This is a genomic window from Methylophaga frappieri (genome assembly GCF_000260965.1).
Taxonomy (GTDB): Bacteria; Pseudomonadota; Gammaproteobacteria; order Nitrosococcales; family Methylophagaceae; genus Methylophaga; species Methylophaga frappieri.
Genome location: NC_017856.1, coordinates 1,879,302 through 1,897,457, shown reverse-complemented (window position 1 = coordinate 1,897,457; position 18,156 = coordinate 1,879,302). Strand labels below are relative to the sequence as shown.

The window sequence follows — 18,156 nt, the reverse complement described above, 5'->3', positions numbered from 1 at the left end:
TATATTGGCATTATCCGCTTAGTTTGTCAGGCAACACCAGTCAGGAAATACGTTGAGCAGTAATGATGCGTTGATGGATTCATCAGACCAAAATGCGCCCCAGCGTATTGTCAAAATCCGCCGTGATTACAATACGTGGGTCGCCAATGAAACGCTGGAAGACTACGCCCTGCGTTTTACTCCCCACGCTTTCAGAAAATGGTCTATTTTTCGTGTCTCGAATACGGCTTTAGGCGCTATTTCTTTTTTGGTGCTGGAAGTCATCGGCGGTACGCTGGCGGTTAACTTCGGTTTTCTTAATGCTTTTTGGGCGATTCTGACGATTAGCCTGATCATTTTCCTGACCAGCCTGCCCATCAGTTATTACGCAGCCAAATATGGCTTAGATATGGACTTACTGACGCGTGGTGCCGGGTTTGGTTATATCGGATCAACCATTTCGTCCTTCGTGTACGCCACTTTCACGTTTATTCTCTTTGCGCTTGAAGCCGTGATCATGGCCTATGCATTAAGCATGTATTTCGAGCTGCCGATCTATGTCTGGTATCTGATTTCGGCCATTGTGATTATTCCCCTTGTCACGCATGGGGTGACGCTCATCAGTCGAATTCAAATGATTACGCAGCCTGTTTGGTTGTTTTTAATGATGCTGCCATTCGTGTTCATTTTTGCTAAAGAGCCTGAAACGGTACGCGGACTGATGCATTTTGCCGGCAGTTCAGGCTACGACGCCGGCTTCAATATTTATATGTTTGGAACGGCCATTGCGATAGGCATGGCGCTGATTCCGCAAGTTGGGGAACAAGTGGATTTCTTGCGGTTTATGCCTGAAAAAAATAGCCAAAACCGGTTCCGGTGGCATTTAGGGGTGATCTTGGCGGGACCCGGCTGGATTTTTATCGGCATGATAAAAATGTTTGCTGGTGCCTTGCTTGCCTATCTTGCGATCACCGCAACAAGGTCGGTAGAAGAAGCCGTTAATCCAACGCATATGTATCACATTGCTTTTGCTTATGTCTTTGATAATGCGGATGTGCTGTTGGCTGTAACAGTCTTTTTTGTGGTGCTGTCGCAGGTCAAAATCAATATTACCAATGCCTATGCCGGCTCGCTGGCTTGGTCTAACTTTTTTGCCCGGCTGACGCACAGCCATCCGGGGCGGGTGGTGTGGCTGCTGTTCAATGTGGTCATTGCTACCATGCTGATGTTATTCGATGTGTTTCAGGCTTTGGAACAGATCCTCGGTTTATATTCAAATATTGCCATTTCCTGGATAACGGCGGTGGTTGCAGATTTAGTCATCAATAAGCCACTTGGGTTGAGTCCTAAAGGGGTTGAATTTAGACGTGCTTACTTATTCGACATCAATCCGGTTGGCGTTGGCGCGATGGCCATTGCATCGGTGCTTTCTGTGTTGGCATTTATCGGCGTATTTGGCCTGGAAGTGCAATCTTTTTCTTCATTTATCGCCATGTTTGCCGCCTTAATTTGTTCTCCATTAATTGCGTGGTGGACCAAGGGGAAATATTACCTGGCTCGTGAGCCTCATCAGTTTCGTACAGGGATAACCAGAGCTGTTTGCAGTATTTGTGAGCGTGAATTTGAAATTGATGACATTGCCCATTGCCCAGCTTATCAAGGCCCTATTTGTTCGTTGTGCTGTTGTCTGGATGCACGCTGTAATGATGCCTGTAAACCGCATGCCAAACTGGACTCGCAATGGTATGCCTGGATGACGCGACTATTGCCCAAATCACTTTGGGGCTATATTCAACACGGCGTTGGTCATTACATTCTGTTAATGGGGATGACGGTGCTGTTGCTGGGGGCAATATTTGGTCTGATTTATCTGCATATTTCGCTGACGACCACAGCCAATGCTGCCCATATTTTGCCAGAAATTAGAGTGGGCTTTTTTAAAGCTTTTGCTGCATTAGTGCTGGTTAGTGGCATCATTGTCTGGTGGTTAATTTTGACATCACAAAGCCGTAATGTGGCGCAGCAAGAATCCAATCATCAAACGCGATTATTGCAGCGTGAAATTCGCTTGCATGAACAAACCGATGCGGAGTTACAACAGGCGCGTATTTCTGCGGAGCAGGCAAATGAAGCGAAAAGTCGTTATATCACCGGTATCAGTCATGAACTACGAACGCCGTTAAACAGTATTCTGGGCTATGCCCAGTTGATGGATAACAAGAGCAGTGTGCCAGCGGATCAAAAGAATGCCATTAAAGTCATTTTACGCAGTGGCGAGCACCTTTTGTCTTTGATCGAAGGCACATTGGATATCGCTAGGATTGAAAGCGGGAAATTGCAATTTGACGTCAAATCACTGCGTTTTCCGGAATATATTCAGCAAATTGTCAGCATGTTTGAACTACAAGCGATTAATAAAGGCTTACAGTTTGATTATGATATCAGCCCGGGTTTGCCGGCCGTGGTGCGTGCTGACCACAAACGACTCAGTCAAATATTAATTAACATCATTGGCAATGCGGTCAAGTACACCAGTGAGGGGGGCATTTCGTTAAGGTTTAATCATGCTCGTGAGTTTTTAACGATTGAAATACAAGATACTGGCCCGGGCATTAAGGCGAATGAACTTGAGCATATCTTCGAACCATTTGCTCGTGGAAGCAGTGCCCAAGGGATTGGTGGCACAGGCTTGGGCCTGACAATTAGTAAATTACTGACAGAGCTTATGGGTGGGGTATTACACGTTAAGAGTGTCGTTGGCGAAGGTACGATGTTTTCTATCCGTTTGTTCTTGCCTTCTGTCCGTGTTGAAGAGTCATTGCCATTGCTGGCCACGCATATGCCAATGGGGTATCAGGGGCCGCGCCGAAAAATTCTGGTTGTTGATAATGAGCCGATTGATCGGGAGCTATTATTGAATGTGCTGATTCCGCTGGGATTTGAGGTGAAAGAGGCGGCATCAGGTGCAGAATGTTTGCAACTTTATCCCGAGTTTCAACCTGAGATCATTTTTATGGACTTAGCAATGCCGGAGATGGATGGCTGGGAGACCTGTCATTTAATCCGCAATGTGCATAAATCGTCAGTGACTATTGGGATTATCTCGGCAAATGCTTTTGATAAAAATCTGGAAAATAGTTCGGGTATTACCGCCAAGGATTTTATTCTTAAACCCGTTAATTTAATTGAGTTAATCAACTGGATTGGTGAACGCTTAAACATAGAATGGATTACGCCGGATAGCAAGGCAGAATCTGAAATTCAGCGTTCATCATCGCTTTTACCACCTCGTGAGATCATGGAAAAACTGATATCGTTACTCAATCTCGGTTATTTGGCTGGTGTTCGTCAGTTAATCGACGAAATCGAAGCTGACAAGCTGGCTGATGCGGTGTTTATTGCCGAAATACGTGAGATGGCTTCGCGCATGCAGCTGAGTAAACTCAAAACCTTTATTGAAACCAAATTAGCTAATGGCTGAATCTGTGTTGAATACGGTCGTGCTTGTCGTTGACGATACGCCCGATACCTTAGCATTTTTACACGACGCGCTGGATGAGTCCGGTTATACCGTGCTGGTTGCGGATAATGGTGAATCCGCATTGGAAATCAGCCGCAATGCGTCACCCGATATTGTCTTGCTTGATGCCCTTATGCCGGGGATGGATGGGTTTGAGGTGTGTCGCGCACTGAAACAAGATTTAAGTACCCGACATATTCCAGTGATTTTTATGACCGGGCTGACCGAGTCGGAACATGTGGTTTCCGGATTTTCTGCTGGCGGCATTGATTATGTGACTAAGCCGCTGAGTCCGGTTGAGGTGATTGCAAGAATCAACACCCACCTAAAAAACTCCCGGTTGATTAACCAAACCCAAGGCGCTTTGGATGCTTTCGGTCAGGCGGCGATAGCCGTTTACCCCAAAACAGGAAAAGTCATCTGGCAGACGCCGCTCGCCAGACAGCTCATTAACACCTATTGTCCGTCGGATGATGCGCTAAACAACCAAGAGACGCCAGCACAGCTTCAAACGTGGCTGGATAGTCTAAAACAGGGCGGCGAGCAGCGGTTAAGATCATTTATCATCAATAACCCGAATGGGCGGTTAATCTTTAATCCGGCAGATCTTCAAAGTGAAGATCAGTGGCTGATTTTACTTCGTGAAGAGTCTGAAACAGCGCAGATTGAAGCGTTACGGGCATTGTTCAGCTTGACTAAGCGGGAGTCTGAAGTCCTGCATTGGGTGATTCTGGGCAAAACAGACAAAAGTATTGGTGAAATTCTAGGTACCAGTCCCCGCACGATTAATAAGCATATGGAGCATGTTTTTACCAAGCTGGGGGTGGAAACGCGGACGGCGGCTGCATCGCTGGCAGTCAATAAACTTCGCACGGTGAGTGGAAACAATCAACGCCCGTCATAAACAATAAATTTGGAGGCACTTGTGTTTGAGCAAGTCAGCGAATCTGGTGCCAACAGTCAAACCTATCGGATAAAAATATGCTCGATGCCCTCAAGAAAATTTTGGATTTTTCAGACAATGCGCTGACCACGCCAGTATCAAAAGGGGATAGTCAGCTTGCCGTCGCTGCACTGTTGGTGGAAGTGATGGCAGCCGATGACGAACAGCAGCCGGAGGAGGTGGCGACCCTGCAAAAGCTACTGAAAACACAGTTTGATCTCACTGATGTCGAAGCCAAACAACTCCAGCAGGATGCCATTACAGCGCATGCGCAAGCGACGGATTACTTTGCTTTTACCCGACACATCAATGAACAATACACGATGCCAGAAAAAATTCAGTTAATTGAGCAGCTTTGGACGATGGCTGCGTCAGATGATGTCGTGGAAGCGGTAGAGCAACATGTCATTCGCAGAATAGCAGGCTTATTGCATGTTGCCCATCAGGATTTTATTGCCGCCAAATTACGGGTTTTGCCAGAATAAAAATTTCTCGGGAACTTTTTGCTAATAAGAATAAATCCTATTTGCATTCAAGTTTTCTTTGCTCTAGTATGCCTGCTCTTCTAACCGTTTCGTGGAGTTATGCATGCGTTCTAACCCGACTTTTCTGGCCGCATCAATCAGTTTACTTATTGCTCAGTCTGCTTTTGCCGAGGTCGACACACAAAATAATCAACAGAATCCGTCAACTACCTCTGAGACAGTTTCTTTGCCAACGATGGGCGTATCTGGCACAGGGTTTATCAGTAGCGAAGCGACAGGTGAGTACACTACCGCCCGAACCAATACAGCGACTCGTTTGGGTTTGTCACTTCGAGAAACGCCGCAGTCTGTCACCATTATTTCACGTCAGGTGATAGATGACTTCCAGCTGGAAACTATTACTGATGTCGTTAAAACGGCAACGGGCGTGTCTTCAAAAATGTTAGACAGTTCACGTCAAAGCTTCTCTGCACGGGGTTTTGCAATCACAAATTTGATGATTGATGGTGTTCCAACCACCTGGGAAGGCGGTTATTCTGCTGGCGAAACACAAACGGATACGGCCATCTTCGATCGGGTTGAAATCGTGCGGGGGGCAACGGGTCTGATGACGGGGGCCGGCAACCCTTCGGCGGCGATTAATCTGGTGCGTAAACGGGCAGATAGTCGTGAGTTCCAGGGGCATGCGATCGTGTCAGCGGGTTCGTGGGATAAATATCAGGGAACGGTTGATATCTCGACGCCATTAAACGAAGCAGGCACGATTCGGGGTCGTCTCGTTGGTAGCTATCGCCAAGGCCATTCTTTTGAAGATTTACTCGAAGATGAGCGTCAAGTTTTCTTTGGCACAATGGGGTTTGATCTGACGGATCGAACCTTATTGAATATTGGTGTCAGTCATCAAAAACATGATCCGACCAGCTCAATGTGGGGTGGTTTGCCAACATGGTTTAGTGATGGCAGCCGTACAAACTGGAATCGTTCTAAAACGACTGCGGCGGATTGGAGCAAGTGGGGCTCTGATGTGACAAATTATTATGCGAATCTCGAGCATGTATTTGAATCAGGCGCCTCGATCTACGCCGCCTACAGTAAAAGTATCAATGAAGGTGACTTGCGGCTGTTGTATTTGAGTGGTTCACCAGATCGCGTTACCGGTGAAGGGTTGCGAGCCAGTAATAGCTGGTATGACACTGAACGTGAACAGGATAACGTTGATATTTATGGCAATGTGCCTTTTTCGTTATTTGGTCGTGAGCATGAAGTCACTATCGGGATGATGCATAGTGATCAGGACTTTGTTGCTGATCGCCGTCCGGCAACGAATCCAGCACCGGTTGGCAACTTTTACCAATGGGATGGCAGCTATCCGGAACCTGTATGGGGTCCCAAAGCAACCTATGTTAGCCAGGATACGGAGCAAACGGGTTTTTATGCCGTATCGCGCTTATCTTTAGCGGATCCGCTGACCTTGATTTTGGGTAGCCGTATTACCGATTGGGAAATATCTGGCATGCAATGGAATGGCAGTCTGTACGAGTTTGAGCATAGTGATGAAGTCACGCCTTATGCGGGTCTGATTTATGACTTCAACGATGTTTACTCAGCATATGTCAGCTATACCGATATTTTTAATCCGCAAAACTTGCAAGATAAAAATGGCGATTACCTGGATCCTATCGAGGGCAAAAATTACGAAGCAGGGTTGAAAGCGGCTTATCTAGATGGCCGTTTGAATGCGAGCTTCTCGGTTTTCCGGATCGAACAAGACAACCTGGGACAAGTTGATCCGAATAATCTGGTGCCCGGTTCAATTAATCAACAAGCCTATACTCCAGCCGAGGGTGCAACCAGTAAAGGCTTTGAGATCGAACTGGCGGGGGCACTAACTGAAAACTGGAATGTCTTATTGGGGTGGTCACAATTTCGCGCTGAAGATGCTAACGGTGACACAGTCAATACGTCTTATCCACGTCGTACAGCAACCCTTTATACCACCTACCAGATTCAGAATTTGACTTTTGGTGCGGGTGTGAACTGGGAAAGCAGCAATTACACAATTGCCAATAACCCCTTGGGTAACCCAGACAAACTCAAGCAAGAAAGTTACGCTCTGGCAAATTTAATGGCCCGCTATCAGATTACGCCAGATCTGCAGGCCCAGTTGAATGTAAATAATCTGTTTGATGAAAAATATTACAGTCAGATCGGTTTTTACAGTCAGTATGCGTATGGTGCACCGAGAAATGTGACCGCGAGTTTGCGCTATGACTTTTAATAGACGGTGTTGAAGCAAGCTGACAGTTCATCATGTTGGAGTTATTCAAAGACTACAGACGCATCGTGAAAATGTGAATTTGACATTAAACATTAGTAACCTGTTTGATAAGGAGTATGCGACGTGTAGCTATGCTTGTTTTTATGGCGTAGAACGTTCGGCGTACCTGACGGCAACCTATAACTGGTAAACGTATAACCCCGCCTGCCGACGAATCCGGCAGGCGGGAGCTTTACTATTTAATGCGCCTGCTTTGCTGGCAACACTTTATCGAACAGGGCTTTTGCGATGACCATCGCCAATACTAACGCGGCCACCCATTCCCACCACGTGGTCATGGCATGATCATGGGTTTGCAGTGCGGACATAAAATCCCAGCCAAAATAGGCAGTTAAATAATTTAGTAAAAACCCGAACGTAAAGGCGCTGAGGGTAATACCGATCAAATAGGCGGTTACCGCTCTGGCGCCCAATTCATTTTTAACAATCATCAAGGTGCCAATGTTTGAAGCGGGACCAAGTAACATAAAGACCAGCACGGCGCCGGGTGATAAGCCAGACAGTAAAAAACCGGCGGCGATGGGGGTGGAGCCGGTGGCGCAGACATACATGGGAATACCAATCACGGCCATCAATAACATAGACAGAAAGCCATCACCTAAAGCCGTGAAAAAGTCTTCAGGCAAGTAACTTTGTACCAACGCCGCCACCAGTAAGCCCAGCATTAGCCAAACAACGACATCACGCAGCATTTTGCCAAAGGCAAAGCGCAACCCCTCCTGCAATTTTTGTCGATAGTTTGGCGGTTGCGGGACGGTTTTTTGGGAAGAGCAGCAACTGCCACCCGCTTTTTTATGATCAGTGCGCTCAACTTGCGCTGCATGCTGTTCCGCTTTCCCCACCAAAAGTCCCGAGACAATGGCGCTGAATATGGCAGCAATCGGCCGCACTATCGCCATGATTGGTCCCATTAATGCGTAGGTAAAGCTCACCGAATCCACGCCGGTTTCCGGTGTGGCGACCAAAAAAGAAACGGTGGCATTTTTGGACGCCCCCGAAGCACGCAACCCCAAAGCGGCAGGAACCACGCCACAGGAACACAACGGCAACGGCGCACCGATTAAAGCCGCTTTCACGCTCACCCCGAACCCAGTTCCGCCCAAATACCGATACAGGGTTTCAGTTTTGACAAACGCTTTAATACAGGCGGCCATAAAAAAGCCCAGCAATAACCAAGGGGCAGAAATGACAAACAGTTCCAGCAGTTGCGAGCCGACCAAACTTAAATGTGCCATCATGGTATTAAACATTGCCAGCCTCCAGCGCCTGTAAAATGGAACAATAGCTGGCATTTTCCTTGCCGCCACAGCAGGCACCATGCAACCGTTGCATGGCCTGTTTGATTTTTTGTAATTCAGCTAAACGCTGATTTACCAACTCAAGCTGATCTGCAACGAATTGTTTGACATCCTCACAGGAGGCATCCTGTTTGTTCACTTGAATTTGCAGCAGCTTTTGAATGGTTTCCAGCGTAAACCCCAGACTTTTGGCACTTAAAATGAAACGAACGGTTTCCAGACTGGCATCGCCATAATCCCGATAACCACTATTGCTCCGTGTTTCGGCTTTTAATAAACCAATTTTTTCGTAATAGCGTAGCGTATCAACCGGCACACCGCTCAGGGTCGAAAATTCACTGATTTTCATTCGCTCTCTCCATCAAGAGATAGATAACTATGATGAAGACTATAAGTCTGGAGCAGACTCCAGAGTCAAGCACTTATTTGCTGGCGGGTTGTTTTATCTGAATCAGAACTGGTAAGTCGCGGAGACCCAGATGCGCGGTTCATCGTCTTTATCATCAGACTGCGGGTCGCCGCCAGTTAATGGCCAAGCCAGACTGGCATCAATATTGACGGATTGATAGCCATACCGGGCACCGAAACCGGCCCCGGAAATGCTGCGTGCATGACCGTCTTCATCCCCCCGGATGCTGCGCCCGACATCATAAAACAGATACGGCTGAAGACCGAGTTGCGTGGCATAACGTAATTCGATTTGTGCCAGCAGGCCTTTGCTATCCGAGCCTTCGCCGACAGGATAGGCTCGAACACCCTGCGTGCCGCCGAGCAGGAAACTTTCGGAACCATCCAGAAAATCCCGGTCAGCCCATTGCCCGCGAAACTGGGTAAACAGGGTTAGAGCAGGACTGAGGCTTGCCAGACTTTGCTGCCGCGCCAGTTGCAGATTCAGTTTATTGAAGCGGTAATCATCATCACCTTCCTGTGCCGCATCGACATTAATGCGGCCCGTAGTCCAGCTCAATTCACCGAATGTGACGCCGCCACCGGCAAAGCTATCACGCTGGTCAAATTGCAGAGTAACGGGCAAGGAATGACTATCGGTGCCGCGGTCAACATCGGCGAAACGGATTTCATCATCCAGTTCCTTGTAGCGGTATGCCGCTTTAACAACCAAGTTACGTTGCTGGCTACGAATAAGGGGATAACTGAGCCCAGCCGTGGTGACTTTGGCGCGGCCTTCATAACCTTCAAAGCCTTTGCCCAGCGTGTAATCAGTATGGGCATAGTCAATAAAGCCGCGCACACCGGTGATACCCAGTGGCAAACTGTAGCCAATGCCACCCAGCCAGGTATCCTCACTGGTATAAAGTGCCGTGACTGACAAGGTGTCGCCAAGTGTGAGTAAACGATTTATCTGCACATTGCCGAGCATGCGGTATTCACCAGCATAACGGTTGCCGTGATTATCCACTCCAACATAACCAGCGAGACGTGGTGCGGGTTGTGCGGTCACCAGCAAATCCCCCTCACCAACATTGTTGCCGGGCCGCATAACGGGCAATATGTCAACGCCGGGCAGATCGCCCACTATCAGCATTTGTCGTTCAAGCTGCTCGGTGTTAATCAGTTCACCAGATTCGAATATTCCGAGATACGGTCGGACAGCGCCGCTCAATGCGCTATCGCCAGTGGTGTCTACCTCGCCATAACGCCCTTCAATCACCTGAATGGTTAGTTCGCCATCGCTGAGTTCCTGTGCTGGCAGGATAGCCCGGGCAAAGGCATAGCCTTGCTGGCGATAATAGGTGCTGATTTGATTGGCCAGTTGCCAGAGTCCAGCGATATCCTTGGGTGCCAGTGCGGTATCGCCAAGTTCATTCAGCAAGGTTTGTGATGAAAAAACCGTATTACCGGTTATCACAATGCGCTTTAAAGCGATCTCAATGCCGCCCTGTGCCGGGGTGGTCAAGGGCGTGCCATTTAGCTCAATATCAACAGATGGCGCCAGGGGTTGCAGTTGATCTTGCTGGTTTTGCTGCAAGATCTGCCCGGCATCGGGAGGTGTTTGGGCATAACTCTGGGCGCTGACCAGCAATGCGGCGCTGGTAAAGATAACGGAAAAGTACGATTTCACAACAAATTGACTCCGAGTAAAGCGGATTTATTCAGGTAACCGGATTCCGGTGCCTTCAACGATGATGACGGTCTGGCCATGACCTTGTTGGCTCGCCTCGGCGTCATCTTGATCAGACTGACTCAACTCACTGGTATCGGGCTGGTCGGTTTGATTCGACCCGACGTCAGCTTGATCGAGCGGGTTCCAATTGGCGTCGGCACCAGCCGGTTCAGTCTGACTCGGGTCGAACAGTTGCTGAGCCGAGGCAATGGCTGAATTGATTTGGCGGTTTACCAACGGTGTGATGACCCCAGAAGTGTTGTCAACGTAACTGACGCTGTAGTTCTGGCGCATGTCGGCATTATCGCCATCGATAAGGCTGTAGCCGGTTTCGACAACACTTAAGGTTTTATCGGTGCCGATCGCGTTGTTGTCATACACCTGCATCATGCCGGCTGCGCTGTCACCGGCCACTAGTCCATCAACCTGAACGACGCCACCAGATACGGTGCTACCGTCGTAAGTTTTGCTGTCAGGTACGGCAGTCAGGATGAGGGCTTTGGGCGTAATCACGCCGCTGCTGTCAGCAACATAGGTCACCGCATAGTTATTCAGCATATCGGCACTATCAGCATCGGTGACGGTATAGCCAGTTTCGACAACGTTTAAGGTTTTACCGGTGCCGGCATTTTTGTTGTCATACACCTGCGTTAGTCCTGCCACGCTATCACCAGCGACCAATCCATCTGCCTGCACTTCGCCAGAGGAGAGGGTCGTGCCATCATAGGTTTTGCTGTCAGTGACGGCAGTCAAGGTCAGGGCTTTGGGCGTAATCACGCCGCTGCTGTCAGCAACATAGGTCACTGCATAGTTATTCAGCATATCGGCACTATCAGTATCGGTGACGGTATAACCGGTTTCGACAACGCTTAGGGTTTTACCTGTACCGGCATTTTTGTTGTCATACACCTGCGTTAGTCCTGCCACGCTATCACCAGCGACCAATCCATCTGCCTGCACTTCGCCAGAGGAGAGGGTCGTGCCATCATAGATTTTGCTATCGTTAATGGCGGTCAGGATCAGCGCTTTGGGTGTGATATTCGCAGTGATACCAGTGGACTGGGCAAGCCGGTAGTTAGCGGCATCTACGCCCGCCAGGCCATAGCCGGTGACGTTGACCGCCTTGCCGGTACCGACATTTTTATCGGCAAAGCTGCCACTGATGGTGCTGCTGTTCAATGCTACATTGTCACCGGCAATCAGCCCACCTAGACTGGCGTTACCGCTGATCACTGCGCTGGTGGTACCATCATAGACTTTGTTATTGGCCTGAATGCCGTTTAAGGTCAGGGCTTTAGGCGTAATATCCGCAGTGATGTCAGAGGACTGGGCAAGCCGGTAGTTACCCGCATCCGCACCGGACAGGCCATAGCCGGTCACCGTGATCGCCTTATCCATGCCGACGTTTTTATCAGCAAAGCTGCCGCTGATGGTGCCATTGCTCAAAGCAACACTGTCACCGGAAATCAGCCCGCCAAGGCTGGCGTTACCACTGATCACGGCGCTGGTGGTGCCATCATAGACTTTGTTATTGGCCTGAATGCCGCTTAAGGTCAGGGCTTTGGGCGTGATCTCGACACTGACATTAGCATCGATATTTACGGTGAGGTCGTAGCCTTGCTGTGTTGAGTAAATAGCGTTAGTAAAGGTCAAGTCGCTACCGGTATAGCTGCCAACATCTTTACTGGCTGTTTGAAAACGCCCATCAGCGCCTATGGCTACTTGGGCGCTGTCGTAATCAGTCGGGGTAAAGCCGATATCTGCAAGACTGACCGCAAACTGATTCGTGCCGTTATATTCAACCATGTTCGTGCCGCTAATATTGGCCGTTAATGGACTCAGAAAACTACGCAGGAGTGGCGCGGTGTGGCCTTCATAGATGCGCCAGATTTTGCCGGTACCGCCGGCATCATCAATATCCCAGCCCGCATCGGTAAAGGTGGCAAGTTGCTGCATCTCAGCGGTGGTTTTGCCGGTGACGCCTGTGGTAGATCCAACGCCAACGCCATTGGCTTGCCCTGAAGTTTGGGTATTCCAGAAGCTGTTTTCGATGGTGCCCTCGTCAATCCCTACCACTCCGCCAACCTGGTCTGAGCCTGATACCTCGCCTGTGGCATAGCTGTTGCTGATGGAGCTGCCATCGTTATACCCCGCTAGTCCACCGACAGTGTTTGCCCCTGAAACGGTGCCTGTGGCATAGCTGTTGTTGATGGTGCCGTCGAAGGTGTTCTCTCCCACCAGTCCGCCGATATAGCCTGTTCCGGACACGGTGCCGGTGGCATAGCTATTGCTAATGGTGCTGGAAATGCCATCGTTATACCCCACCAGTCCGCCGACAGTGTTTGCTCCTGAAACGGTGCCTGTGGCATAGCTATTGCTGATGGTGCTGTAGTTTTCCCCCACCAGTCCGCCGACACGGTCTTGTGTGCCTGTCACGGTACCTGTAGCATAACTATTGCTAATGGTGCTGTAGTTTTGCCCCGCCAGTGTACCGACATATCTGTAGCCTTTGATATTGGCATTGGTGACACCAATATTTTTGATGGTACTACCTGAGCCTGCACGACCAAATAGACCGACATAATTCATTGTGCCACGGTTAATGGTGAGACTGCTTATTTCATTGCCAAGCCCATCAAAACTGCCCGTGAAGTTGGTGGATGTATCACCAACTGGGACAAATCCCGCACCGTTGTGCCAGTTCACAGTGCCGCTGGCATCAATGTTGTTGGCCAAAGCAAAGTCTGTATCGAGCAGCGTTGCCATGCCTTGCACACCGTAAATATCGGTGAGTTGATAAGGGGTTGCAGAGCCATCACCACTGAGCGCACGGATGAAAGTACCACCCGTAATACGGAAGTCATTCACCGCAAAGTCGGGCAGGGTGGCGTTGATTTGTGTCCAGTCGCCATTTTCTAGCGTAAAGATACTATCTGTACCGCCTTGAATAGCGGCGGCATCAGTAACATTGCCTTGAATAATTAAATGACCGTCTGTCCATTCAACACCGTTATCGATTTGAATATTGCCTGCGGTTGTGCCGGTGGTTTCAATATCACGGCTATAAGTAATGTCATAGCCATCCTGGGTAGAGTACAAACCTGAAGCATTGGCGGTGGCGGTGTACTGCCCATCTGTAGCGCTAGTCAGGGTTAAGCTGTCGCCTTGGGTTAATGTGCCGTTTACTTTTGTGCTATCCACGCCAGTGGTTGGCACCGTTACCTTGGCAAGACTGGGTAAGGCAGTGCCTGTGCCATCGTAGTCTGGCGCTATATTCAGCGGTGTCAGGAAGCTGCGTAGCAAGGGGGTGGTGTGGCCTTCATAGATGCGCCAGATTTTGCCGGTACCGCCGGCATCATCAATATCCCAGCCCGCATCGGTAAAGGTGGCAAGTTGCTGCATCTCAGCGGTGGTTTTGCCAAAAATAGTGGTGATCAAGCCAGTGTTCTCACCAATACCTGTTGTTGTGCCTGTTGTATCGGTATCCCAGAAGCTGTTTTCGATGTCGACTAGGTTTTGTCCCACTAGTCCGCCGACAGCGAATTGGCCTGAAACAGCGCCTGTAGCATAGCTGTTGCTGATGGTGTGGGAGTTAACTCCTGCCAGTCCGCCGACATAGTCTGTGCCCGATGCGGCGCCGGTGGCATAGCTGTTGCTGATGCTGCTGCCGAAGCCGTTAAACCCTACCAGTCCGCCGACTTGATCTGTACCTGTCGCTGTGCCAGTGGCATAGCTGTTGCTGATGCTGCTGATGCCGTTGCTGTTGCTGCCCCCGTTAGCTCCCACCAGTCCGCCGACATTGATGTCTGTACCTGACACCGCACCGGTGGCATAGCTGTTGCTGATGATGCTGGCGTAGTTATACCCCACTAGTCCGCCAACTCGGTCTATGCCTGATACCTCACCGGTGGCATAGCTATCGCTGATGGTGATAAGGTCGTTACCCCCCACCAGTCCGCCGACTTGAGTTGTACCTGACACCGTGCCGGTGGCGTGGCTGTTTTCGATGTTGCCTTCACTATATCCTGCCAATCCACCGACATAGCCTGAGCCAGACACGCCGCCTGTGGCATAGCTGTTGCTGATAGTGGCATTGATGCCGTTAATCCCCACCAGTCCGCCGACATCACTTACACTTGTCACTGTGCCGGTGGCATAGCTGTTGCTTATGCTGCTGTTGGTGCTGTTAACTCCCACCAGGCCACCAACAGCGCCTAAGCCTGAAACAGTGCCTGTGGCATAGCTGTTACTGATGGTGCCATTGCTCCGTCCCGCCAGTGCGCCGACAGCAGTGCTTGTACCTGAAACGGTGCCTGAGGCATAGCTGTTGTTGATGGTGCCGCCGTTAACCCCCACCAGTGCGCCGACAGAGCTAGCCCCTGTGATATCCGCATTGGTAAGGCCAATGTTGCTGATGTTGGTACCTGGGCTTGTGTAACCAAATAGACCGACATAATTCATTGTGCTGCGGTTAATGGTGAGACCGCTTATTTCATTGCCAAGCCCATCAAAACTGCCCGTGAACCTATTAGTGAAGGTTTCACCAACTGGGTCAAATCCCACACCGTTGTGCCAGTTCACAGTGCCGCTGGCATCAATGTCATTACCCAACGCATAACGTCCTGCCAAGTTGTTTTGCATGGCTTGTAGTTGGTCGACGTTTTGAATCACGGTGTAGTGTTTATTTGCCGCGCTTGCCGCATCGGTTGGCGCATCTGTTTTGATAAATACTTGATTACCACTTAAACCACGTAAATACGGCGTAGTTTGGTTATCCGCATTTGCCCAGATGGTAGTCAAGTCAAAGCCTGTGAAGCTGTCTTTGTCAAACATCTCAGCAGTGGTTAGGCCTACGGTGGTTTGATAATTGAGATTTAGACCTATGCCATTGGCTTGCCCTGAAGTTTGGGTATTCCAGAAGCTGTTTTCGATGGTGCCCTCGTCAATCCCTACCACTCCGCCAACCTGGTCTGAGCCTGATACCTCGCCTGTGGCATAGCTATTGCTGATGGAGCTGCCATCGTTATACCCCACCAGTCCACCGACAGCGTTTGCCCCTGAAACGGTGCCTGTGGCATAGCTGTTGCTGATGCTGCTGCTGCCGAAGCCGTTAATCCCCACCAGTCCGCCGATAGCGTTACCTGTGCCTGTTACTGTGCCTGTGGCATAGCTGTTGCTGATAGTGCCATTGGTGCCGTTATACCCCACCAGTCCGCCGACAGTGTTTGCTCCTGAAACGGTGCCTGTGGCATAGCTATTGCTGATGGTGCTGTAGTTTTCCCCCACCAGTCCGCCGACACGGTTTTGTGTGCCTGTCACGGTACCTGTAGCATAACTATTGCTAATGGTGCTGTTGTTTTGCCCCGCCAGTGTACCGACATATCTGTTGCCGTTGATATTGGCATTGGTGACACCAATATTTTTGATGGTACTTCCTGAGCCCGCATGACCAAATAGACCGACATAATTCATTGTGCTGCGGTTAATGGTGAGATTGCTTATTTCATTGCCAAGCCCATCAAAACTGCCAGTGAAGCTGTTAGTGAAGGTATCACCAACTGGGACAAATCCCGCACCGTTGTGCCAGTTCACAGTGCTGCTGGCATCAATATTGTTGGCCAAAGCAAAGTCTGTATCGAGCAGCGTCGCCATGCCTTGCACACCGTAAATATCGGTGAGTTGATAAGGGGTTGCAGAGCCATCACCACTGAGCGCACGGATGAAAGTACCACCCGTAATACGGAAGTCATTCACCGCAAAGTCGGGCAGGGTGGCGTTGATTTGTGTCCAGTCGCCATTTTCAAGGGTAAAGGTGTCAACATTAATCGTACCGCTGCCAGAGGTGGTAATGTCACCGGCGGCATTCAGGGTTAAACCGCCATCGGTTGCGGTAATGGTATTGTTGATGGCGATATCATTATCGGCAGTGAGCGTTAAGGTGGTGTTGGCATCCCATGACACATCGGCAGCAACGGTGATGTCGCCTTGTTCTGAGCCTGTGTCTACGGTTTCGATTTCGACGTTGTTATTGGCGAGTTGGTCTTGCAGTTCGCTCGCCCCGATGCTGTTGTCTGTTTGTGTGCCAGCGCCTGCTTCAATGGTAAAGTTTGTTGGGTCAATCAGCCAGTTACCGGTGTTGCCGTTGTTGGCTTTGGTGGTGATTTCGGTTGCCGGGTTTAGGTTAACGTTCGCGGCACTGGTTTCGATAAAGCCGCCATCGCCTTGTTTGGCGCTGGCGTCGAGTGTGCCGGCCACCTTGACGGTGCCGTGCTGCATATCGCCCATTAAAAAGATTTGGCCGTTTTCACCAGTGGCGAGGGTGGTGGCCTCGGTGATACCGGTATGGTTAATGACACTACTGGCAATATCACTGGCGGCTTTGGCGGTTAAGTAGATCAGACCACCGTCAGCGCGAATAGCGCCGCCTTGTTCAATGTAGGTATCCAAGGTGGCCTGTTTGACTTCGATTTTCACCGGGCCGCCCAGATCCAACACGACGGTGCTGCCAGCACCCATCAGCGTATGACCTTGCGGCGTGCTGATATTGCCAGTGTTGATGATTTCTGCGGCAATCATGGCAACGGTGCCGCCATTTATCGTGGTGATGTTGCCATGGTTGACTACAGCATTACTGCTGTTGCCGGCAAAGGTATAGTTACCGGCCAGAAAGTCTTCGGTGCTGATAGGTAAGGTTGAGGCGACCAGACTGCCAACATCGACCCGCGCGGTCTCGCTGAAGTTGATGCCGTTGGCGTTGATCAGAAATACCCGGCCATTGGCATTCAATGCGCCGCGGATATCAGAAATGTCATGGCCGGTGACACGGTTTAAGGCGGCGGCATTGCTATCGGGCTGATGAAAATTAACGGCGTTGTTTTTGCCAATCGAAAAATTGTCCCAGTCGATGGCTAGCTTGTCGCTGTGTTGGTTGATATTTAGTGTGGTGCCATTGCCATGAATATCGCCGTTACCAGCCACAATATTGCCACCGCTGGGCAGGGTATCGGCATAGCTGATAGGAGCAAGCAGGGTCAAACCGAGCGTGGCGAGCAGTTTGAGTCTGTGTCCACGGTGAGCACTATTGCTGCGCTTGCCGTTGGTGTGCTGTAGTTCACTGGTGACTTGCCATAAGCCTAAAGCAGCGTTCCAAATCAACGTGTAAATATGGTTCATGGCGACTTCCTTTTTGCCTGGCCGAGATGGGTAGCAGTTTTTACAGGCTATCCTGATGGGCCGGTTTTTTTAAGGCTGCTTGTGCAGAAAAAGCAAGAATAGGTCAGGTTTTTTCGAGTTTCGTCATAACCGACCAGATAAAAATGATAACTAGTTCACATTTTTATGCAAGTCTTGTGTTTCAGGTAGTGCCAAAAAATAACAAAAGGGGGGAGAGCATTTTGGTTATTGCGGCACAGGGAAGGGGGGATTTAGCCAAAGCCAGTGCCGGGCTGAGTCACTCAGCCCGGCTTTTGAT

General features: G+C 49.8%; 8 protein-coding genes. 4 read left to right on the top strand and 4 right to left on the bottom strand.

Annotation, left to right across the window (positions count from 1 at the left end; translation table 11 throughout):
• Positions 1-52: 52 nt before the first annotated feature.
• The 4 genes from Q7C_RS09015 (at position 53) to Q7C_RS09000 (ending at position 7,205) form a co-directional block, all read left to right on the top strand.
• Positions 53-3,460 (top strand): hybrid sensor histidine kinase/response regulator, encoded by a 3,408-nt coding sequence (locus Q7C_RS09015; RefSeq protein WP_014704434.1) that lies wholly within the window; start codon positions 53-55, stop codon positions 3,458-3,460.
• Entirely contained in the window at positions 3,453-4,403 is a 951-nt protein-coding gene (locus tag Q7C_RS09010) for a response regulator transcription factor (protein WP_014704433.1), read from the top strand. The genes Q7C_RS09015 and Q7C_RS09010 overlap by 8 nt, the downstream gene beginning before the upstream one ends.
• Before the next feature lie 77 nt (positions 4,404-4,480).
• Complete coding sequence (locus Q7C_RS09005) at positions 4,481-4,927, top strand: tellurite resistance TerB family protein (RefSeq protein WP_014704432.1); 447 nt, start codon at positions 4,481-4,483, stop codon at positions 4,925-4,927.
• A gap of 103 nt (positions 4,928-5,030) precedes the next feature.
• Positions 5,031-7,205 carry a TonB-dependent siderophore receptor gene (locus tag Q7C_RS09000; RefSeq protein ID WP_014704431.1) on the top strand — a complete coding sequence of 725 codons (2,175 nt, stop codon included), beginning with the start codon at positions 5,031-5,033 and terminating at the stop codon, positions 7,203-7,205.
• 239 nt (positions 7,206-7,444) lie between these two features.
• Here the strand turns inward: Q7C_RS09000 and Q7C_RS08995 are convergent, their stop codons facing one another.
• The 4 genes from Q7C_RS08995 to Q7C_RS08980 all read right to left on the bottom strand — a co-directional run bounded on the left by Q7C_RS08995 (position 7,445) and on the right by Q7C_RS08980 (position 17,858).
• Positions 7,445-8,515, bottom strand: a complete 1,071-nt coding sequence (locus tag Q7C_RS08995; protein WP_014704430.1) for an SO_0444 family Cu/Zn efflux transporter — start codon at positions 8,513-8,515, stop codon at positions 7,445-7,447.
• Positions 8,508-8,912 carry a Zn(2+)-responsive transcriptional regulator gene (gene zntR, locus Q7C_RS08990; protein ID WP_014704429.1) on the bottom strand — a complete coding sequence of 135 codons (405 nt, stop codon included), beginning with the start codon at positions 8,910-8,912 and terminating at the stop codon, positions 8,508-8,510. Before zntR ends, Q7C_RS08995 begins: the two co-directional genes overlap by 8 nt.
• Positions 8,913-9,014: 102 nt before the next feature.
• Entirely contained in the window at positions 9,015-10,643 is a 1,629-nt protein-coding gene (locus Q7C_RS08985) for a ShlB/FhaC/HecB family hemolysin secretion/activation protein (protein WP_014704428.1), read from the bottom strand.
• A 27-nt stretch (positions 10,644-10,670) separates the two neighbouring features.
• Positions 10,671-17,858, bottom strand: a complete 7,188-nt coding sequence (locus Q7C_RS08980) for a GLUG motif-containing protein (protein WP_014704427.1) — start codon at positions 17,856-17,858, stop codon at positions 10,671-10,673.
• Positions 17,859-18,156: the final 298 nt, after the last annotated feature.